The organism is Cyanobacterium sp. IPPAS B-1200, assembly GCF_001747005.2.
Taxonomy (GTDB): domain Bacteria; phylum Cyanobacteriota; class Cyanobacteriia; order Cyanobacteriales; family Cyanobacteriaceae; genus Cyanobacterium.
The window spans coordinates 2,168,800-2,186,732 of the sequence record NZ_CP182899.1; the positions used below are offsets into that span (position 1 = coordinate 2,168,800).

Sequence of the window (17,933 nt, forward strand, 5' to 3'; positions counted from 1 at the left end):
TAGGATTTTACATTGACAGGCATACTTTATCTAGTGGCAACTCCCATCGGCAATCTTGAGGATATGACTTTTCGGGGGTTAAAGGTTTTGGAATTGGCTGATTTGATTGGGGCGGAGGATACTCGCCATACGGGTAAGTTGTTACATCATTTTCAGGTGAAAACTCCTATGGTTAGTTATCATCTCCATAATTATCAGAGTAGAATTGCTGAGTTTATTCCTCGATTGAGAGAAGGGGAAAATATTGCTTTGGTGACGGATGCGGGGACTCCTGCCATTTCTGATCCAGGATACAATTTAGTTAGGGCTTGTGTTGAAGGAAATATACAGGTGATACCGATTCCAGGGGCTAATGCAGCTATAAATGGTTTGATTGCTTCTGGTTTATCAACGGAAAGATTTGTTTTTGAGGGTTTTTTAGCCACTAAGAAAAAGTTGCGGGATGCTTTGTTGTCTGAATTGAAGGACGAAAGACGTACGATAATTTTTTATGAGTCTCCCCATCGTCTCAGGAAGACTTTAGGGGATTTTTTAAGGGTGTTTGGTGCTTCTCGACAGATTACCCTTGCACGGGAGTTGACTAAGCTACATGAGGATTTTTGGCGGGGTACGGTGGAAGGTGCGATCGCCCTTTACCAAGAAAAAGAACCGAGGGGGGAATATACTATTATTGTGGCGGGAAATAGTGATCAACAATGGGAACAATTATCCCATGAAGAGATTAAAAAAAGATTGAGTGCATTAGTACAAGAGGGCATGAGCAAAAGCGAAGCGAGTCAGCAATTAGCAAAACTAACAAACCTGTCTCGCCGTGAAATTTACCGTCTATCCATTGATATGGACGATTAATCTATATTGCTTTTTTTGATAAGTTACCTACTTACCCCGTGGGGTAATAAAATTAAGGGAACCAATACTTTATTGCTAATAATTATATATTAAGCATCACCTATTTATTTATCAATACCTGTTGCTGTGTAAAGTGTCGGTGATTACTAAATTAAATTATGAATTAACTTCTATGAAGTTTTTTGTCAAAAAAAGTTATCATTATCATAATAATTCCTAAAATTAAGACAAAATAAGTATCATTTCATTCACAAATTAAAAGCAACAATAAGATATTGTTACACTTAGTAAAGAAACTTAAAAAAAATCAATATTAATATTATGGCTCGGACAGGAGTATTATTGTTAAATTTAGGTGGACCAGAAAAATTAGAGGATGTACGCCCTTTCCTCTATAACTTATTTTCTGACCCTGAAATTATCCGCCTACCTTCCCCCTTATTACAAAAACCCCTTGCGTGGTTAATCTCCACCCTTAGAAGTAAAAAATCTGAGGAAAATTACAAGGAAATTGGGGGAGGCTCACCATTGTTGCAAATCACAGAAGCTCAGGCCGAGGCTTTGCAAAGTAGATTAAAAGAGCATGAGGGCGACATTAAAGTGTATGTGGGTATGCGATATTGGCATCCTTTCACCGAAGAGGCGATCGCCCAGATAAAAGCCGATAATGTGCAAAAATTAGTTATCTTGCCCCTCTATCCCCATTTTTCCATCAGTACTAGCGGTTCTAGTTTTCGGGTATTAGAAGAAATGTGGGCAAAAGACCCCGAACTACAAAACATTGAATATACCCTAGTACCCTCATGGTATGATCACCAAAACTATCTAGCCTCCATGACTGACTTAATCAGACAGGAACTAGAACAATTTGAAAATCAGGATCAAGTCCATATCTTCTTCAGCGCCCATGGTGTGCCAAAAAGCTATGTAACCGAAGCAGGAGATCCTTATCAGGAAGAGATTGAGCGGTGTACAGAGTTAATAATGAAAAATCTTAACACCCAAAACCCCTATACCTTAGCTTATCAAAGTAAGGTGGGCCCTGTGGAATGGCTAAAGCCCTACACCGAAGATGCTTTAATCCTGTTAGGCGAACAAAAAATAAAAGATTTATTGGTGGTACCCATTAGCTTTGTCTCTGAGCATATCGAGACATTGCAAGAAATCGATCTCGAATATCGGGAAATCGCCGAAGAGGCAGGAATCAGCAACTTTAAAAGAGTACCAGCGCCCAACACTCACCCTGAATTCATTGATGCTCTTTATAACCTAACCACCGAGGCTTTGGATAAAAATCCCCTTCGGTTTGACCAAGTTACTCATCCCAAGAAAAATATGAAAATGTATCCCCAAGAAAAATGGGAATGGGGTTTAACTACCGCAGCGGAAGTGTGGAATGGACGTTTAGCCATGTTAGGCTTTGTGGCATTATTATTTGAATTAATGAGTGGTCATGGTCCTTTACATTTTGTTGGCTTATTATGATCTAATGAGGGGCGGAAAATTGCTAAAATTTTCCCTCCTTCTATCACAATTATTTTTTCTTTTTATAAGCCTTAGCTGAAGCCCTAATCCAAATAAACATAGCAGTGCCGAGGGGAATTACACCGAAAATAATCCCCGTAGTGACGGGATTATCTTGGGCAACATTAGATGTCATCATCACCCCTAAAATGAGGAAACAATAAATCAGCCCCAAAAAGGGTAAACCGATGACTAAAAAAGCGAAACGGGTATCTTTATCCATGGTTAATAGTCTTTATCACCGCTATCGTCATCATCTGGTTTGTTGCTAATTTCTTCTTTAAATCCGCGCAAACTTTTACCTAAAGCATTGCCCAATTCTGGTAGTTTTTTCGGCCCAAAGATTAAGATTGCCACTACCAAAATGACCACTAATTCGGGAATGCCTAAGCCAAACATAGATTAATTCTCCTATTGTTACATAACGAAAAGGTTGGGAGATCAGTTTTTTTGTACACTGATAACTGCATGATAACGAAAAACTATTATAAAAGTACAAATTTAAGATGACTCAAGTTTTTAAATCTGACCTTAAACAAAGGTTACACCCTCTTATTAATCAACTAGGTGATGGCATTGTGGATACATGGCGATCGCACTTAGAATTATCCCCCTTCCAACTACCAGAAGAATTAGGCTATGTAGAAGGAAAACTAGAAGGAGAAAGACTAACCATTCAAAACTGCTGTTTTCAGAGCCGAGAATTTCGCAAAATGCACCTTGAGTTGGCAAAAGTAGGAGAAAACCTTGACATCCTCCATTGTGTAATGTTTCCCAAATCAGAATACCCCCTCCCCATGTTTGGTTGTGACATCGTGGCTGGTAAAAGAGGCATCAGCGCCGCCATTGTTGATTTATCCCCCACCAGTGCCGATAAAACTCTCTCTCCTTCATACCAAGAAAAACTATCAAATCTGGAAAATCCCAACTTCCAAGATGTTCGAGAATTACCCCCATGGGGAGACATTTTTTCCCCCTACTGTCTTTTCATTCGCCCCTCCGATGCCCAAGAAGAACAAAAATTTTTACATAGAGTTATCAACTTTTTAACTATCCATTGTCAAATTGCGATCGCCTCTAATGCAGTTAGCGACACAGAAAAATCAACCTATTTACAAGGGCAAAAACATTACTGCCAACAGCAACAAAAGAACGATAAAACCCGTAAAATCCTCGAAAAAGCATTTGGAATTGATTGGGCAGAAACCTATATGAACAAAGTATTATTTGATATTCCTGAATAGTATTTCTTGCCAAAATAATAAATTAAATTACTATAACTATCCATCGTTAATTATCAATTATCAAAGTTTTGCCCTAACCGCAAAATGATAATCGCCCCCTACCTCCAACTGATAATCACAGTGTTCAAGAAAACGAGCTAAAGGCTCTTGAATCAAACTACGTCCAAGGGTAGGCTTAACCGATAGCTTACCCTGCAAAAACTGCCATTCAAACTGCCATTGATAGCTACCTGCTTCTATTTCTCCGAATATTTTCCCACTTTGCCATGATTGATTAGTTATTCTAACTTGGACAATGGTTTCTGCTAGTGCCATAAACTGTTTTAGATAGATTGAAAAAATACTAGAACTATGTAAATTATGAGAAAAAAAGTTTAACTTTTTTAACACTGTAATATATAAAGAATTGTTACGCCAAGGACAAAATCCAGATAAAACAAAAGACCATAGAGACTAACAACTGTAGAAACATAATTTTAATGATAAAATCTTTTTCTTAGGATTATGATATAATTTACTTAACAGTACTTAATCATCGAGTCAAAAGAGTTCAAATATAAACTCAGCAGAAAATAAACAAGAAAATCATTGTTTTATTTGCAAGAGTTATTCTGAGCAAAGGTACTTGGATATAGTAAATTAGATAAATACATTTAACTAAAAAATTATTTTAGGAGGAAACAATTTCCTATGGCAGGAGATACTGGAGAACGTCCATTTTCTGATATTGTAACCAGCGTGCGCTACTGGGTAATCCATAGTATTACCATCCCCATGCTATTCATCGCTGGTTGGTTATTTGTCAGCACCGGGTTAGCTTATGACGCATTTGGCACCCCTCGCCCTGATGAATATTTTACTCAAACCCGTGAGGAATTACCCATCGTAGATGATCGTTACGGTGCAAACCAACAGATTGAACAGTTTAACAAGTAGTTAATATTTACAAGATAAAAAATAATTATGACTAGCAGCAACAACCCTAATCAGCCCGTATCTTACCCCATTTTCACTGTTAGATGGTTGGCAGTACATACCCTTGGTGTGCCTTCTGTCTTCTTTGTGGGTGCTATTACCGCTATGCAGTTTATTCAAAGATAGGAGTTATCCATGGAAAGAAATCAAAACCCCAATAAACAAAGAGTCGAATTAAACCGTACTTCTTTATTCTTAGGTTTGTTGATGATTGCCACCCTTGGCGTTCTATTTTCTAGTTACTTTTTCAACTAATATCAATTACTTTATTTTTTAGGAGGCTCGGATTATGGGAGACGCAAGAATTCCTTTATGGATTGTTGGCACCGTCGCTGGAATGGGCGCTTTAGCCGTATTGGCACTATTTTTCTATGGTGCTTATGCTGGTGTTGGCTCTTCTTTATAATTTCGTTTAATAATAAACTAATGTTATTCGGCCTTGAGTCGTTGTAACTCATTAATAGCTTTTTGAACAGCTTTAATGTAGATACTACTTCTCAAGGCCACATTTTTGTAAATATTGATCAATGAGTTTTGCATCATGTATTTTCGATCATTTCAGGGCTTCACGTCGGTTGCTTAATCAAAATACATTAGAAAATTTAGCAATAAATGATACATTTAAGTTATATTGATAACTGTTGAGAAGTATTCTTATCTAAGTCCTCACAGTTTAGTTAAAGTTTTTATTAATAAGATCATGTCCGAGTCAGTCATTCTTCGAGTCAGTGAAGTCAGCAAACAGTTTAATCAAAACCAAGCCCCTGCGGTTAATCAAGTGAGTTTTGAGTTACGCAAGGGCGAATTGTTAGGATTGTTGGGGCCTTCTGGTTGTGGTAAAACCACTTTATTGAGAATGATTGCGGGTTTTGAAAAGCCGAATGATGGTCAGATTGATTTAGCTGGAGAGGTTGTCAGTGGTGATGGTTTTTGGGTAGTTCCAGAAAAACGGCAGACTGGTATGGTCTTCCAAGATTATGCTCTTTTTCCCCATCTCACGGTGGCTGATAATATTGCTTTTGGCTTAAAAAGTAAAAAGCCTCGTTTTAGCCGTGTAGATATTAAACAAAGGGTTGCGGAAATTTTGAATTTAGTCGGTTTGGGAGGGCTAGAAAAACGTTATCCTCATCAACTATCTGGGGGGCAACAACAGCGCATTGCTCTGGCACGGGCGATCGCCCCTGAACCCGAATTAATCCTTTTAGATGAGCCGTTGAGTAATCTTGATGTGCAAGTAAGAGAAAGGTTACGCCATGAAATCAGAACGATTCTCAAGAGTACCAATACTGCTGCTATTTTTGTCACCCATGATCAAGAAGAAGCAATGGCGATCGCTGATACCATCGGTGTAATGCATAACGGTAACTTAGAACAACTAGACACCCCAGAAAACCTTTATGTTAAACCCCAGTCAAGATTTGTCGCCGAATTTGTTACTCAAGCCAATTTTGTAGAGGCTAAAAGAGGAAAAGATAATATCTGGAGTACAGAATTAGGAGAACTAGAGTTAGATATAACAAGCACCTACGACATCGGAGAATTGATGTTTCGCCAAGAAGATGTTATCTTATCGCCCGATGATAAAAGCCCCACCATAGTACAAGAAAGGGAATTTTTGGGTAGAGAATATCGCTACTGCTTACAAACTCCCTCTGGCAAAAGAGTCCATGCCCGAACTAATGCCTCTACCCAGTTGCCCGTGGGTACAAAAGTTAAATTGAATATTTCCCCTGAATGCGCTCGAATTTTTCCAGCAGCATAAAAATAATTACGCTATAATGTAAGGTGCTTATTGTCAGGAAAGGTGGCAGAGTGGTCGATCGCGCTCGACTTGAAATCGAGTGACTGGCAACAGTCCGTGGGTTCAAATCCCACCCTTTCCGTATTTTTCAGCTCTTAAAAGTCATTGGTGCAAAATATTACCGCTAAAAACTTATTAAGTATTGGCAAAAAAATTATTATATAGTCACATAAGCTATAATTGTTTATCTGTAAAGATTTAAAAGCTCTTAAGTTTATAAAATAACAATATAATCACTTCATTTAATAATAATCAATCGCAGCTAGACAACAACTTCAGTTAACAAAACTATTTGTTATGGCACTAATTCAATGGTATCCTGGACACATCAGCAAAGCAGAAAGACAACTCAAAGAACAATTAAAACGAGTTGACGTTGTGCTAGAAGTACGAGATGCCCGTATTCCCCTCGCGTCCCATCACCCCCAAGTAGCAGAATGGATTGGCGAAAAACCTCGTATTTTGATCTTGAATCGAGAAGATATGATTAGTAACGCTCTAAAACAAGAGTGGCAAGATTGGTTCAAAGCCACGGGAGAAACTCCTTTTTTCACTAATGCTAAAGATGGGAAAGGAGTAAAAGCTATTAACAAGGCTTCTCAAAGTTGTAGCTCAACGGTAAATGAAAGGCGTAAAAGTAGGGGAATGCTACCCCGTCCTGTGCGCGCAGTGGTGATTGGTTTTCCTAATGTTGGTAAGTCTGCGCTTATCAATCGTCTTCTTAATCGTAAAATTGTCGCTAGTGCCAGAAAAGCAGGGGTTACGAGACAGTTGCAATGGGTAAGAATTTCTAAGGATATAGAATTGTTAGATGCCCCTGGAATTATTCCGCTTAAACTAGAAAATCAAGAAGATGCTCTAAAATTGGCTATTTGCGAAGATATTGGGGAGGCTGCTTACAATAATCAAGAAGTAGCCCAACAATTTGTCGATTTATTAGTAAATCTTGGTACCGAAAATGTTTTAAAGGAGCGTTATGGTTTAGATGCCTTAGATTTGACGGGTGAGGAATTTATTATTAAGTTAGCAGAAATTAAGTATAAAAATGATCAAGAAAGGGTAGCACGTCAAATTTTACAAGATTTCCGCAAAGGTTATTTAGGTAAAGTTTCCCTTGAATATCCCCCGGTAGAAAAGTTATAGATAAATCAATATCCTAATGAACTTAAAAATAAAGAAAATGGCAATATTTTGTTACAATCTACACAAGTCCAAGCAAATTTAAAATAAACTACTTATGAGTAAAAAAGATATAGTTATTTCCCCTTCCATTTTGTCCGCCGATTTCGGTCGCCTAGGAGAAGAAATCAGAGCCGTGGACGAAGCAGGAGCAGATTGGATTCATGTAGATGTAATGGATGGTCGTTTCGTACCTAATATCACCATTGGTCCTTTAATTGTTGATGCCATTCGCCCCCATACAAAAAAACCCTTAGACGTTCATTTAATGATCGTTGAACCTGAGAAGTATGTGGCTGATTTCGCTAAAGCAGGGGCTGATATTATTTCTGTCCATGCAGAGCATAATGCTTCTCCCCATTTACACCGTACCCTCTGCCAAATCCGTGAATTGGGTAAAAAATCTGGAGTTGTGTTAAACCCCTCCACTCCCCTTGAGTTAATCGAATATGTCATCGATGTATGTGATTTAGTTCTCATCATGAGTGTTAACCCCGGTTTTGGTGGTCAAAGTTTCATTCCTGGTGTTGTTCCCAAAATCAAAGCCCTTCGTCAAATGTGTGATGAAAGAGGTTTAGATCCTTGGATTGAGGTTGATGGTGGTTTAAAACCCAATAACACTTGGCAAGTTTTAGAAGCTGGTGCAAATGCGATCGTTGCTGGATCTGCCGTATTTAAAGCCCCTAACTACGCAGAGGCGATAGAAGGTATCCGTAACAGCAAACGCCCTGAAAAAGAGTTAGTAACTGCTTAGTAGCTATTTTTAAAACAAGGGGTTTAAACCCCTTGCCCAATTTACTCTGTTGATTAAACTTACTTTTGGGACACAAAACGAGAGCCGAAAGTAAGTAGTTTAAACCATAACTTAGGATTACTTTTTTTTAACCACTTACTCTGATTTTCCAACCAAGGATTAAACCAACGACTAAAAAGCAGATTCTTGAGAGCATCAAAGGTAAACTTAGCATAAGAACCCATCCAGCGAAATATATCTCTAGTTCCAGCCATTTCCCATATCCACAACAATAAGGCTGGATTTTTACGAGCCGCCTTAAGCGCTAATCGGTTAAAAGTAAACCAATCTGTGCGATCTTTAATAAAAACTTCTGCGGTATCAGGTTCATCGGCCAATAAACCAAAAAAGGTATTTAACATGGAATTAACTCTTTCTGGGGGTAAAGTTTTGTGGGTAGGCACCATCATCCCTTTAGAGAATAGCCATGTTACGGCAATATTACTTTGATAGGCTTTAATGCGGTTTAATGATTCCCCATCCAAAAGATCATTTTTTAATGCTTTATCTAGGAGATTGGTTAAACGACCCAAATTACGCACCAAAGAGCCAAAACCGGTAAATACCAAAGGAGACTGTAAAGAAGCCGCATCACCGATCGCCATTACCCTATCCGTAGCGATTTCACGGTCATTTTCCCCCACGGTAAAACGTCCAGGAATATAACCAAAAGTAGGCTTTTTCCACACCAGTTTATCCATATCACAACGGCGATATTCAGGAAGAATATTAAAGAAATCCTCATACATTTCTAACAACGAGCCAGGGTTATCAGGATGCACTTGGTGATAATGGAATAGATAAATAGTCAACTCATCTCCCTCGGCAGGAAACAACTCCCAAATTAACTGACGACCTCGGGAAATATCTCCATGGGAAAATAAAACATCCCCGTAAGTTTTATCCCACACTTCGGGATCAAAACCCTCTAAAATAGCTCCCACCGTAGGACAGACACTATCAAATGTTCTTTTACCTGCCATTTGCCAAGCAATGGGGGAAGCAGTACCCATGGCATCTATTAACAGTCTTCCTGTGGCTTCCCTTTCTTCTTCTGTCACTAAATGGGTTCCTTTAACGGTGACGATGTCTTTGCCGACGGTAGCTTTTTCAAAATCTGTTTCATCCCATATATCAGCACCATATTTAATTAATTTTTTCTGACATACTTCTAATAATTTATTAGTATCAAGGGCAATATTTAAAACGGTGGGAGTGTGTAAAACATTAGCCTTTAATTTCTCAGGGTTATTAGCGTCAAAAAACTTACTAAAACCGTCTTTATATTCGGCAGCAATACAGTGTTCAAATTCTTTTTTGGTAAATAATCCTAGGTCGATGAGTACCTGAAATTCATCCCTAGAAATATTCCATTCTCGGTTCATTCTACCAAATTTTAAACGCTCAATTACCAAGACGTTATAGCCTATTTTTGCCATTAAAGCCGCATGAATTGCTCCTAAAGCACCTCCTACGTAGATGAGATCATAATCAGCTTTTCCCTTACTTTGATCTTTAAATAGTACAGGTTTAACTTGATAATTACTAGAATTTTCAGCATTATTTTCTACACTTTCTCGCCATTTTTTTTCCCACCAATAAACTCTATTGAGATCATATTCCCCTTGGGGCATTTTCTGAAAATATTTAACAGTTTCAGGATAATGGGGTTTGAGGGCTTCAAAAATGGATTGATTCGTTAAATCAATGTCTGGTAATTGGGGATAATTTTGAGGGAATTTTTGATAAATCGCTTTTTTTAATTCTTTTTTTATTTTGTTTTCTTTACTTGATAGTTTTTTGCCCCAACGGTATATTTTTAGATAGGTTGTCCGTTGCAATGACCAAAGGAAAATAGATAGTTCGCTATTTTCGCCCAGTTCAATCTTTAGTCCATCTTGGGTAAGAGTTTTTTTACCGATGCTTGGTTGCCAAGATTTTTGTAACCAGTCGAGAACTTCTTGGGTTTTTGGATGGGGAATTTCTATATAAAGTAAAGGCTTTACGTCCATTTCACTAAATTTTTTACAGGATTTTTTTATTTACTATCTATCTATTATTGCCGATTATTGAGTTATTGGACGATGAGGGGTAGAGGTGATGAGAGGGAAACCATTGTTAATTAATAATTATCAATTGTTTTTAGTACGAGTGTTCTTTAATACATTAAAATAAAAAATGTCATCTAGTCTATATAAAATTACAGAGATGGAAAATTTAACTCCCGCACAAAAAGAATTATACGATTGGTTGGTGGAATATATTAATGTTAACAAGTACTCTCCTTCCATTCGAGAGATGATGAAAGCGATGAATTTGCGATCGCCCGCACCCATCCAAAGCCGTTTAGAAAGAATCAAAGCCAAGGGTTATATCGACTGGATAGAGGGACAAGCAAGAACCATGAAAATCCTTAAACCCCATGACGGCTTACCTATTTTAGGCACCATCACAGCGGGAGGATTAGTCGAACCCTTTACCGATGACCACGAAAAATTAGATGTTGTATCCATGTTCAATCAGCCTAATTGCTTCGCTCTGAAGGTGGTCGGAGATAGTATGATTGAAGACTTTATCACCGAGGGAGACTATGTGATTATGAAATCAACCAAGGAAGCCAAGGAAGGAGAAATAGTGGCAGCCCGAGTGGATGGTTATGGTACTACCTTAAAAAGAGTTTATTTTAACCCCGAAGAAATCATTTTGAAAGCATCTAACCCAAAATATGAACCTATCAAAGTCAGTCCAGAAAATGTCGAAATCCAAGGTACTTTATTAGCGGTGTGTCGCCTCGGATATTAGATAAGGTAATGGAGATAATGAGCATCAATTCAAGAATAACTTAATTGTCCATTACCCATGGTTCATTATCAATTTTCCTGTGCTATGGTTGATAAATACAAAAGAAGGATAAGGTAAAAATCATCATGGAAACTGTTGGACATCAGCCCAAAACTTCGATCATTTCTTTTTCGACCACCAATCATTCCCACGAAACAGAAAGTCGCCCTTGGGGTACATTTACCACCCTAGAAGAAGGACCTGGTTATAAGATAAAAAGAATTGAAGTTAATCCAGGTCATCGTTTAAGTTTACAGATGCACCATCATCGTAGTGAGCATTGGATTGTGGTGTCTGGTACTGCGAAGGTGGAATGTGGGGATGAGGTTAAAATTTTGGCTGCCAATCAATCTACCTATGTGCCTCAGTGTACTAGCCATCGTCTGGAAAATCCTGGAGTTATTAAGTTAGTTTTAATTGAGGTTCAAAATGGCGAATATTTAGGAGAAGATGATATTATTCGTTTTCAAGATGATTACGCCAGAAAATAATTTACATGATTAATTTAACTGAAAGTGCCATTGCAGAAATTGCAAGGCTAAAAAATTATAATTCTCAACCCAATTCATATTTACGTATCAAAGTAGAGCAGGGTGGTTGTGCAGAACTTCTGTATCAACTTAGTTTTGATGAGCAGGTATCAAAAAGTCAAGATGAAATGGCATTGCTTGACCGCACTTTTAACCACCATAAAGAAATTGCGATCGTTGTGGATGAACAAAGTTACAATTATGTCCAAGACTTAGTCATCGACTATGCCGAAGATTTGATGGGGGGTTCTTTCCAATATCAAAACCCCCAAGCCAAAAGTCATTGCAATTGTGGTATTTCTTTTTATACGGAAACTAATTAACAGGACTAAGAATCGGGCTTAAGCCAATATTTCGTAAAGGTTGTGCCGCCTGTTCGGCATTTTGGCGGGTACTAAAAAGCCCGACTTGCCAGACGGTATTACCTTGATAATTAGCACGAAAAGCCTCGGGGTAAATATCTTTTACCCTGTTTTCTTCGTTGGGGTTAGTTGCCCTCACAAACACTCGGAATGCTCCGCTGTTGGTATTTACAGGAGTATTATTAGAAGGAATATTAACGGCTGTGGTGGTGCTGGTGCTATTATTTGAGGGGGATATGGGACGATCAAAAACTAAAATTTCCCTCATACTTCTTCTCCTTTGAATAGTAATATTCTCATTACTTGTGGGGGCGGAATTGTTTGTGGTAGTCGTATTATTAGAACCACTGTTGGGCGTGATCGTTATGGTAATAGGGGAATTGTTGGGGTTTGAATCAGTATTACGGGGAGTGTTATCATTAGGGGAAGTTACCCTATTGGTAGATGTGGGTGTTTGATTGTAGGGAGAAATATTTCCTGAATTATCAGGGGCGCGATAAGGCTCAGAAAGACTGGGAGGAGATGGTAGATTTTGACTAGAGCCGATGCCTTTTATATTAGTAGGTACAGGCATTCTAGCAGGGGTTGGATTTCCATTGATAACAATGGTGTCTGTGGGGGGAGTTTTATCAGGCAAGGGAGGAATGGAAGTGATGGCGTTAGAATCGCTCTGATTTGGGGTTTCATCGAACGGAGATACCCCAATTACTTGGATTTGCTGGGCGATCGCCTTTTGGTGGTAAATACTCAAAAACAGGAGCGTACAAAAGGGAAGGAGTAGGGTTATATTTTTCTGCAATAATCGAGATGGAATCATAGTAACAATGGTGATTATTAAAAATAAGGAATAGCTAAAAATAATTTTTATTCTGCCCTATGATAAGGGCTATTTTACAGAATTGACAAACCGATGAAAAGTTTCACTAATTTTAACAATTAAAATAAGGGTATTATATAAACATTAAAATGTCCATTACTTCTGCTTACATTCATATTCCTTTCTGTCGTCGTCGGTGCTTTTATTGTGATTTTCCCATCACGGTTTTGGGTAATAATGCAGGGGGAAAATATTCCCCTTGGCAACGGGAATATGTAGATTTTTTATGTCAGGAAATTCTCACAATAAATAATATAAAATCTGTGCCTTTAGAGACAGTTTTTTTTGGGGGTGGTACTCCATCTCTTTTGGCAGTAGAAGGGTTAGAAAAAATTTTAGTGACTTTGGAAAATCATTTTTCTTTTGCTCAAAATATTGAAATTTCCATGGAAATTGATCCTGCTACTTTTAGTTTAGAACAGCTTAGGGCTTATCAAACATTAGGGGTAAATCGCATTAGTTTGGGGGTACAATCATTTGATGATTATTTATTACAAGAATGTGGGCGATCGCACTCTACAAAAGATACATATCAATCAGTAGAATATATCCACCAAGTAGGTATTGATAATTGGAGTTTAGACTTAATTTCTGGACTACCCCATCAAACCATTACCCACTGGGAAGATTCTCTTTTAAGGGCGATCGATCTCAAGCCCAAACATTTATCTTGCTATGATTTAGTCATAGAGTCAGGTACAGTATTTGGCAAAAAATACCAAGCAGGAGATAAACCTCTCCCCCAAGATTACACCACCGCCCAAATGTATCGTTTAGGCTCTACTATCCTTCAGGAAAATGGCTATAACCACTACGAAATATGTAACTATGCCCAAAAAGATTATCACTGTAAGCACAACCTAGTTTACTGGCGTAACCAACCCTACTACGGCTTTGGTATGGGCGCTGCTAGTTACACTCAAAAACAAAGATTCAGTAGGCCGCGCACCCGTAAAGAATACTTTGAATTTGTCAATCAATTAGTAATCAACGGAGGCAAAATAGATTGCGAAGCCACTACTGCCACCGAAGAATTATTAGATACTTTCATGTTGGGATTAAGATTAAAAGAAGGAGTAAATCTACCACTCATCGAGAAAAAATTTGGTACAGACACTGTTTCTCAGATAATAAAAACCCTTCAAGCATCCATAGAACAAAAATTAGTGATTTTTTCCAACGATAAAAAAAATTTAAAATTATCAGATCCCGAAGGCTTCTTATATTCCAACTCCGTTTTAACAGAACTGTTTATGGAATTTGAATGATGTTAACAAATTGTATCCAATCAATCTTCATGACAACTAAGCCATGAAATAATGTCAAAATATATAAATAGCGATTATTATTGAGTAAATAGAGGGTGAAATCATGGCTACTTTTATCGCTCAAGTAAAAGACAAATCAGGAAACATACTACAAGAAAGAGTTACCGCCGAATCAGCCGATGAAGCAAGAAGAATTTTAAGGAAAAGATTCGCCGCCATTGGTAAAGTCAAAAAAGCGGGGATGGATTTTGATTTGGCGAGTATTGAAGCTGCCTTAAGTAAAGTTACCATCAAAGACAAGGCTATTTTTTCTCGTCAATTCGCTGTATTAGTTAATGCAGGGGTAGCAATTGTTAGAGCCTTATCGGTTTTGGCAGAACAATCTTCCAATCCTAAATTTAAAAAAGCATTAAGTGCTATTAATGAAGACGTACAACAGGGAACAAATTTATCCGAAGCCCTTGCTAAACACCCTGATTGTTTCGATCAACTATACGTCTCCATGGTAGAAGCGGGAGAAATTGGGGGGGTTTTAGACGAAGTAATGAATCGCCTAGCAAAACTATTAGAAGATGTGTCAAGGCTACAAAACCAAGTAAAATCCGCCATGGCTTATCCTGTTACCGTAGGTTTATTTGCGGTAGTAGCTTTTTTGGGGATGACAATTTTCTTAATTCCCGTATTTTCAGGCATTTTTGATCAACTAGGGGCGGAGTTACCTGCCTTAACTCAGTTTATGGTAACCCTTAGTGCGTTTCTACGTAGCCCCGCTGCGGTGATTCCTGTATTGGTAATAATTGGTTTTGTGTTTGGTTTTAGGCAGTATTATAAAACTCCTGCCGGAAGGTTACAGATTGATAGTATTGCTCTTAAACTTCCTATTTTTGGAGATTTGAACCAAAAAAGTGCCGTGGCTCGTTTTTGTCGAGTTTTTGGGACTCTTACTCGCTCTGGAGTACCCATTTTACAGTGTTTGGAAATCGTGGAAGAAACTATTGGTAATAGGGTAATTGGGAATGCCATCGGGGCTGCAAAAAACTCTGTATTGGAAGGGGGTATGTTAAGTCTTGCCATTGAAGAGAAAAACGTATTTCCTGCCATGGCGGTTCAAATGATGAGCATCGGAGAGGAAACGGGAGAATTGGATGCCATGATGATGAAGGTAGCCGACTTTTATGAGGATGAAGTGGAACAAGCCATTAAAGCCCTTACCAGCGTAATTGAACCTTTAATGATGGTGGGAATTGCGGGAATGGTTGGTACAATTTTGTTATCGATGTATTTACCTATGTTCTCTATTTTCGATCAAATTGCTTAAACAAAAAAATAATCTTTGTCCACTGTTGAAAGTGAATTTTAATTAATGTCTATAAATCAATCCGATTATGAAACGGCTTTGGCTGACTATACTGATAAAGAAAGAATTGTGGCTTTATTGAGTCAGTATAGGGAATATTTAGCCATGGTACCGAGTATGAGGCGCCCTAGTGACAGTTTAATTACAATTCCTTTACCTTTGGCCAAGGTACGTCATGTTAATAATATATCTTCCATGGGTTCTCGTTCCTATGCGCCTTCGGGAATGAATCAGATGTCTATGGATGAAATGGTATCGATTCCCTGTGATATTGCGGTGTTAATGTGCGATCCTGAGTGGAAGATTAAGATGGGGGTGGAAATTTTGGTTTTTATTCATCGCCCCCAAGAGGATTTTTCTGATTTACTACTGCGCTGGCGCAATGCTCAAACTGCTTTGGCTAATGAGTATGAGTGGATTATGCCTGAGATGGAGGATCATATGTTTAGTGATAGGGCGGAAAAGATTCACCCTATTTTTGTGGTATTTCCCCATACTAATGCTCGGATTTTGAAGGGGTTAAAGGCTTCTGGTTTACCCTATATTTGTTATAATACCGTAGAGGCGATCGCCGATAACCCTGAATTAAAGTCTCTCAGTGGTAGTGTGGATAATTAATCATCAAACCCCATGGCATCATCAAGACGTTTGAGGGAATGAATATAAGCGGCGGTACGCATGGAAACTTCATACTCTAGGGCAACTTTCCAGATTACCTCAGTTTCTCTCTCCATTCCTTCCTTGAGGTGTTGTTGTACTTTTTCTAAATCCCAATACATCCCATTACGGTTTTGTACCCATTCTAGGTGACTAACGGTAACGCCCCCGGCATTGACCAAAATATCAGGAATTACTCGAATACCCTTTTCTTCTAAAATCAAATCAGCAGAAGAAGTAACAGGGCCATTGGCAACCTCAAAAATAAATGGGGCTTTAATTTGGTGAGCATTTTCCTCGGTAATTTGGTTTTCTAAGGCCGCAGGAATTAAGACGTCTACCTCAAGGGTTAATAACTCCTCATTGGTAATTACATCATTTTCTCGCAAATCACAAACCGTTTCTTGGCAATAAACATCCTTAACAGTGCTATTACTTTCTTTATATTCACGAATACTAGGAATATCTAAACCATCTTCACAATAAATCCCTCCCCTGGAGTCACTGACTGCCACTACTTTATACCCTGCTTGATATAGTAATTGGGCTATTTGCGCCCCCGCATTACCAAATCCTTGGACGGCAACGGTGGTTTGCTCTGGTTTTTTCTCAAATTTGGGTAAGATAGTTTGGATGACATGAAAAGCCCCTGTGGCTGTGGCGGTACTTCTGCCCTCACTTCCCCCCATGGTTAAAGGTTTTCCTGTAACTACTCCCCAGGAAATTTGTCGGGTGATGTTGCTATATTCTTCTACCATCCAGCCCATAACTGTTTCGTTGGTATAAACATCAGGGGCTAAAATATCCCTATCTGGCCCGATATAATCGGCGATCGCACTAATATAATTTTTAGAGAGTCTTTCTAATTCTCCCTTCGACAACTCCCTTGGATTCACCTGAATACCCCCCTTAGCACCCCCAAAAGGAAGATTTAACACCGCACATTTAAACATCATCCAAAAAGCAAGAGACTTCACCTCATCGAGGTTTACAGAAGGATGATAACGGACACCCCCTTTACCTGGGCCTCGGCTATCATTGTAAATTACTCGATAACCCTGATAAACTTTTAACGAGCCATCATCCATTCTCAGGGGAATAGATACAGCCAAACTAGATTTAGGGTATTTTAGTTTTTCTTCTGTGGAGGGAGAAATTTGAATATACTTTAAAGCCCTTTCTAGCCTGATATTGGCATCGGCAAATAAGGAATTAGTCATATGTTGAGATTTTGATTAATAATTCCATTGTAACCATTTTTGAGGTTGAGATATTATGACATTTGCCTATGACAGAAAAATTCACTTTGCTGATACCGACAGCGCAGGAGTGGTTTATTTTGCTAGACTTCTTTCTATTTGCCATGAAGCCTATGAACATTATTTAGAAAATTTGGGGGTAGATTTACGCAGTTTTTTTCAAAATCCCACCATGGCTATTCCCATTGTCCATGGGGAAATTGATTTTTTTAGCCCTCTTTTTTGTGGGGATATTATTCAAGTATATTTAAAGCCCATGTCCCTTAACCCAAAGGCTTTTGAAATTGAATATACCATCGAGAAAGAAGATGAAAAAGTGGCCACTGCCAAAACTCGCCATGTGTGTATCAACCCCCAAACCAGAAAAACTCAACCTCTACCCTTCTATTTAGGGTTTAATAATTCAGAAAAATGAAT

At 38.4% G+C, this 17,933-nt stretch carries 23 protein-coding genes and 1 tRNA gene; 18 read left to right on the plus strand and 6 right to left on the minus strand.

Annotated elements, in window-relative coordinates; all coding sequences use genetic code 11:
• Positions 1-12: 12 nt before the first annotated feature.
• Positions 13-849, plus strand: a complete 837-nt coding sequence (gene rsmI / locus A5482_RS10030) for a 16S rRNA (cytidine(1402)-2'-O)-methyltransferase (protein ID WP_069790247.1) — start codon at positions 13-15, stop codon at positions 847-849.
• A gap of 321 nt (positions 850-1,170) precedes the next feature.
• The gene (gene hemH, locus A5482_RS10035) at positions 1,171-2,334 is read left to right on the plus strand and encodes a ferrochelatase (RefSeq protein WP_069790248.1); all 1,164 of its coding nucleotides are present in this window, start codon (positions 1,171-1,173) and stop codon (positions 2,332-2,334) included.
• A 49-nt stretch (positions 2,335-2,383) separates the two neighbouring features.
• Here the strand turns inward: hemH and A5482_RS10040 are convergent, their stop codons facing one another.
• Together A5482_RS10040 and tatA are read right to left on the minus strand one after the other, a co-directional pair.
• Entirely contained in the window at positions 2,384-2,596 is a 213-nt protein-coding gene (locus A5482_RS10040) for a hypothetical protein (protein WP_069790249.1), read from the minus strand.
• A 2-nt stretch (positions 2,597-2,598) separates the two neighbouring features.
• On the minus strand, positions 2,599-2,772 hold the full coding sequence (tatA, locus tag A5482_RS10045) for a twin-arginine translocase TatA/TatE family subunit (RefSeq protein ID WP_069790250.1): 174 nt from the start codon (positions 2,770-2,772) through the stop codon (positions 2,599-2,601).
• Between the two features lie 107 nt (positions 2,773-2,879).
• Here tatA and A5482_RS10050 point away from each other — a divergent pair, with 107 nt between their 5' ends.
• A complete protein-coding gene (locus A5482_RS10050; protein WP_069790251.1) occupies positions 2,880-3,617 on the plus strand; it encodes a phycocyanobilin:ferredoxin oxidoreductase in 738 nt (245 codons plus the stop codon).
• A 60-nt stretch (positions 3,618-3,677) separates the two neighbouring features.
• On the opposite strand, the gene A5482_RS10055 is transcribed toward A5482_RS10050, so the two are convergent.
• On the minus strand, positions 3,678-3,932 hold the full coding sequence (locus A5482_RS10055; RefSeq protein WP_069790276.1) for a DUF3146 family protein: 255 nt from the start codon (positions 3,930-3,932) through the stop codon (positions 3,678-3,680).
• Between the two features lie 375 nt (positions 3,933-4,307).
• On the opposite strand from A5482_RS10055, the gene psbE reads away from it, so the two are divergent.
• The 8 genes from psbE to rpe all read left to right on the plus strand — a co-directional run bounded on the left by psbE (position 4,308) and on the right by rpe (position 8,326).
• The gene (gene psbE / locus A5482_RS10060) at positions 4,308-4,553 is read left to right on the plus strand and encodes a cytochrome b559 subunit alpha (RefSeq protein ID WP_069790252.1); all 246 of its coding nucleotides are present in this window, start codon (positions 4,308-4,310) and stop codon (positions 4,551-4,553) included.
• 27 nt (positions 4,554-4,580) lie between these two features.
• Positions 4,581-4,718 (plus strand): cytochrome b559 subunit beta, encoded by a 138-nt coding sequence (psbF, locus tag A5482_RS10065; protein ID WP_071891685.1) that lies wholly within the window; start codon positions 4,581-4,583, stop codon positions 4,716-4,718.
• Between the two features lie 9 nt (positions 4,719-4,727).
• Positions 4,728-4,847, plus strand: coding sequence for a photosystem II reaction center protein L (locus tag A5482_RS10070; RefSeq protein WP_069790253.1), 120 nt, complete (start codon positions 4,728-4,730; stop codon positions 4,845-4,847).
• 34 nt (positions 4,848-4,881) lie between these two features.
• On the plus strand, positions 4,882-4,998 hold the full coding sequence (locus A5482_RS10075; protein ID WP_069790254.1) for a photosystem II reaction center protein J: 117 nt from the start codon (positions 4,882-4,884) through the stop codon (positions 4,996-4,998).
• A 294-nt stretch (positions 4,999-5,292) separates the two neighbouring features.
• The gene (locus A5482_RS10080) at positions 5,293-6,354 is read left to right on the plus strand and encodes an ABC transporter ATP-binding protein (RefSeq protein ID WP_069790255.1); all 1,062 of its coding nucleotides are present in this window, start codon (positions 5,293-5,295) and stop codon (positions 6,352-6,354) included.
• Positions 6,355-6,390: 36 nt separating this feature from the next.
• Positions 6,391-6,475, plus strand: a tRNA-Ser gene (locus tag A5482_RS10085).
• A 215-nt stretch (positions 6,476-6,690) separates the two neighbouring features.
• The gene (gene ylqF, locus A5482_RS10090; protein WP_069790256.1) at positions 6,691-7,536 is read left to right on the plus strand and encodes a ribosome biogenesis GTPase YlqF; all 846 of its coding nucleotides are present in this window, start codon (positions 6,691-6,693) and stop codon (positions 7,534-7,536) included.
• Positions 7,537-7,630: 94 nt separating this feature from the next.
• Positions 7,631-8,326 carry a ribulose-phosphate 3-epimerase gene (gene rpe, locus A5482_RS10095; RefSeq protein WP_069790257.1) on the plus strand — a complete coding sequence of 232 codons (696 nt, stop codon included), beginning with the start codon at positions 7,631-7,633 and terminating at the stop codon, positions 8,324-8,326.
• A 59-nt stretch (positions 8,327-8,385) separates the two neighbouring features.
• Here the strand turns inward: rpe and A5482_RS10100 are convergent, their stop codons facing one another.
• A complete protein-coding gene (locus tag A5482_RS10100) occupies positions 8,386-10,377 on the minus strand; it encodes a flavin-dependent dehydrogenase (RefSeq protein WP_069790258.1) in 1,992 nt (663 codons plus the stop codon).
• Positions 10,378-10,573: 196 nt separating this feature from the next.
• On the opposite strand from A5482_RS10100, the gene lexA reads away from it, so the two are divergent.
• From lexA to A5482_RS10115, 3 genes are all read left to right on the plus strand, one after another.
• A complete protein-coding gene (gene lexA, locus A5482_RS10105; RefSeq protein ID WP_069790259.1) occupies positions 10,574-11,167 on the plus strand; it encodes a transcriptional repressor LexA in 594 nt (197 codons plus the stop codon).
• 125 nt (positions 11,168-11,292) lie between these two features.
• Complete coding sequence (locus tag A5482_RS10110) at positions 11,293-11,697, plus strand: cupin domain-containing protein (RefSeq protein WP_141712661.1); 405 nt, start codon at positions 11,293-11,295, stop codon at positions 11,695-11,697.
• Between the two features lie 5 nt (positions 11,698-11,702).
• Positions 11,703-12,059 carry a HesB/IscA family protein gene (locus A5482_RS10115; protein WP_069790260.1) on the plus strand — a complete coding sequence of 119 codons (357 nt, stop codon included), beginning with the start codon at positions 11,703-11,705 and terminating at the stop codon, positions 12,057-12,059.
• Here the strand turns inward: A5482_RS10115 and A5482_RS10120 are convergent.
• On the minus strand, positions 12,052-12,915 hold the full coding sequence (locus A5482_RS10120; RefSeq protein WP_069790261.1) for an SPOR domain-containing protein: 864 nt from the start codon (positions 12,913-12,915) through the stop codon (positions 12,052-12,054). The genes A5482_RS10115 and A5482_RS10120 overlap by 8 nt on opposite strands.
• 149 nt (positions 12,916-13,064) lie before the next feature.
• On the opposite strand from A5482_RS10120, the gene hemW reads away from it, so the two are divergent.
• From hemW to A5482_RS10135, 3 genes are all read left to right on the plus strand, one after another.
• Positions 13,065-14,243, plus strand: a complete 1,179-nt coding sequence (gene hemW, locus A5482_RS10125) for a radical SAM family heme chaperone HemW (protein ID WP_069790262.1) — start codon at positions 13,065-13,067, stop codon at positions 14,241-14,243.
• A gap of 103 nt (positions 14,244-14,346) precedes the next feature.
• On the plus strand, positions 14,347-15,561 hold the full coding sequence (locus A5482_RS10130; protein ID WP_069790263.1) for a type II secretion system F family protein: 1,215 nt from the start codon (positions 14,347-14,349) through the stop codon (positions 15,559-15,561).
• A gap of 45 nt (positions 15,562-15,606) precedes the next feature.
• Complete coding sequence (locus tag A5482_RS10135; RefSeq protein WP_069790264.1) at positions 15,607-16,218, plus strand: hypothetical protein; 612 nt, start codon at positions 15,607-15,609, stop codon at positions 16,216-16,218.
• Here the strand turns inward: A5482_RS10135 and A5482_RS10140 are convergent.
• Positions 16,215-17,477 carry a Glu/Leu/Phe/Val family dehydrogenase gene (locus tag A5482_RS10140; RefSeq protein WP_069790265.1) on the minus strand — a complete coding sequence of 421 codons (1,263 nt, stop codon included), beginning with the start codon at positions 17,475-17,477 and terminating at the stop codon, positions 16,215-16,217. The two genes, A5482_RS10135 and A5482_RS10140, sit on opposite strands and share 4 nt — an antisense overlap.
• Before the next feature lie 55 nt (positions 17,478-17,532).
• Here A5482_RS10140 and A5482_RS10145 point away from each other — a divergent pair, with 55 nt between their 5' ends.
• Entirely contained in the window at positions 17,533-17,931 is a 399-nt protein-coding gene (locus A5482_RS10145) for an acyl-CoA thioesterase (RefSeq protein ID WP_069790266.1), read from the plus strand.
• The last annotated feature ends 2 nt before the right edge of the window (positions 17,932-17,933 follow it).

What these genes read in the sequence shown, in the direction of transcription:
- hemH (WP_069790248.1), top strand. Translation starts at nt 1,171, where the DNA reads ATGGCTCGGACAGGAGTATTATTGTTAAATTTAGGTGGACCAGAAAAA.
- A5482_RS10040 (WP_069790249.1), bottom strand. Translation starts at nt 2,596, where the DNA reads ATGGATAAAGATACCCGTTTCGCTTTTTTAGTCATCGGTTTACCCTTT.
- tatA (WP_069790250.1), bottom strand. Translation starts at nt 2,772, where the DNA reads ATGTTTGGCTTAGGCATTCCCGAATTAGTGGTCATTTTGGTAGTGGCA.
- A5482_RS10050 (WP_069790251.1), top strand. Translation starts at nt 2,880, where the DNA reads ATGACTCAAGTTTTTAAATCTGACCTTAAACAAAGGTTACACCCTCTT.
- A5482_RS10055 (WP_069790276.1), bottom strand. Translation starts at nt 3,932, where the DNA reads ATGGCACTAGCAGAAACCATTGTCCAAGTTAGAATAACTAATCAATCA.
- psbE (WP_069790252.1), top strand. Translation starts at nt 4,308, where the DNA reads ATGGCAGGAGATACTGGAGAACGTCCATTTTCTGATATTGTAACCAGC.
- psbF (WP_071891685.1), top strand. Translation starts at nt 4,581, where the DNA reads ATGACTAGCAGCAACAACCCTAATCAGCCCGTATCTTACCCCATTTTC.
- A5482_RS10070 (WP_069790253.1), top strand. Translation starts at nt 4,728, where the DNA reads ATGGAAAGAAATCAAAACCCCAATAAACAAAGAGTCGAATTAAACCGT.
- A5482_RS10075 (WP_069790254.1), top strand. Translation starts at nt 4,882, where the DNA reads ATGGGAGACGCAAGAATTCCTTTATGGATTGTTGGCACCGTCGCTGGA.
- A5482_RS10080 (WP_069790255.1), top strand. Translation starts at nt 5,293, where the DNA reads ATGTCCGAGTCAGTCATTCTTCGAGTCAGTGAAGTCAGCAAACAGTTT.
- ylqF (WP_069790256.1), top strand. Translation starts at nt 6,691, where the DNA reads ATGGCACTAATTCAATGGTATCCTGGACACATCAGCAAAGCAGAAAGA.
- rpe (WP_069790257.1), top strand. Translation starts at nt 7,631, where the DNA reads ATGAGTAAAAAAGATATAGTTATTTCCCCTTCCATTTTGTCCGCCGAT.
- A5482_RS10100 (WP_069790258.1), bottom strand. Translation starts at nt 10,377, where the DNA reads ATGGACGTAAAGCCTTTACTTTATATAGAAATTCCCCATCCAAAAACC.
- lexA (WP_069790259.1), top strand. Translation starts at nt 10,574, where the DNA reads ATGGAAAATTTAACTCCCGCACAAAAAGAATTATACGATTGGTTGGTG.
- A5482_RS10110 (WP_141712661.1), top strand. Translation starts at nt 11,293, where the DNA reads ATGGAAACTGTTGGACATCAGCCCAAAACTTCGATCATTTCTTTTTCG.
- A5482_RS10115 (WP_069790260.1), top strand. Translation starts at nt 11,703, where the DNA reads ATGATTAATTTAACTGAAAGTGCCATTGCAGAAATTGCAAGGCTAAAA.
- A5482_RS10120 (WP_069790261.1), bottom strand. Translation starts at nt 12,915, where the DNA reads ATGATTCCATCTCGATTATTGCAGAAAAATATAACCCTACTCCTTCCC.
- hemW (WP_069790262.1), top strand. Translation starts at nt 13,065, where the DNA reads ATGTCCATTACTTCTGCTTACATTCATATTCCTTTCTGTCGTCGTCGG.
- A5482_RS10130 (WP_069790263.1), top strand. Translation starts at nt 14,347, where the DNA reads ATGGCTACTTTTATCGCTCAAGTAAAAGACAAATCAGGAAACATACTA.
- A5482_RS10135 (WP_069790264.1), top strand. Translation starts at nt 15,607, where the DNA reads ATGTCTATAAATCAATCCGATTATGAAACGGCTTTGGCTGACTATACT.
- A5482_RS10140 (WP_069790265.1), bottom strand. Translation starts at nt 17,477, where the DNA reads ATGACTAATTCCTTATTTGCCGATGCCAATATCAGGCTAGAAAGGGCT.
- A5482_RS10145 (WP_069790266.1), top strand. Translation starts at nt 17,533, where the DNA reads ATGACATTTGCCTATGACAGAAAAATTCACTTTGCTGATACCGACAGC.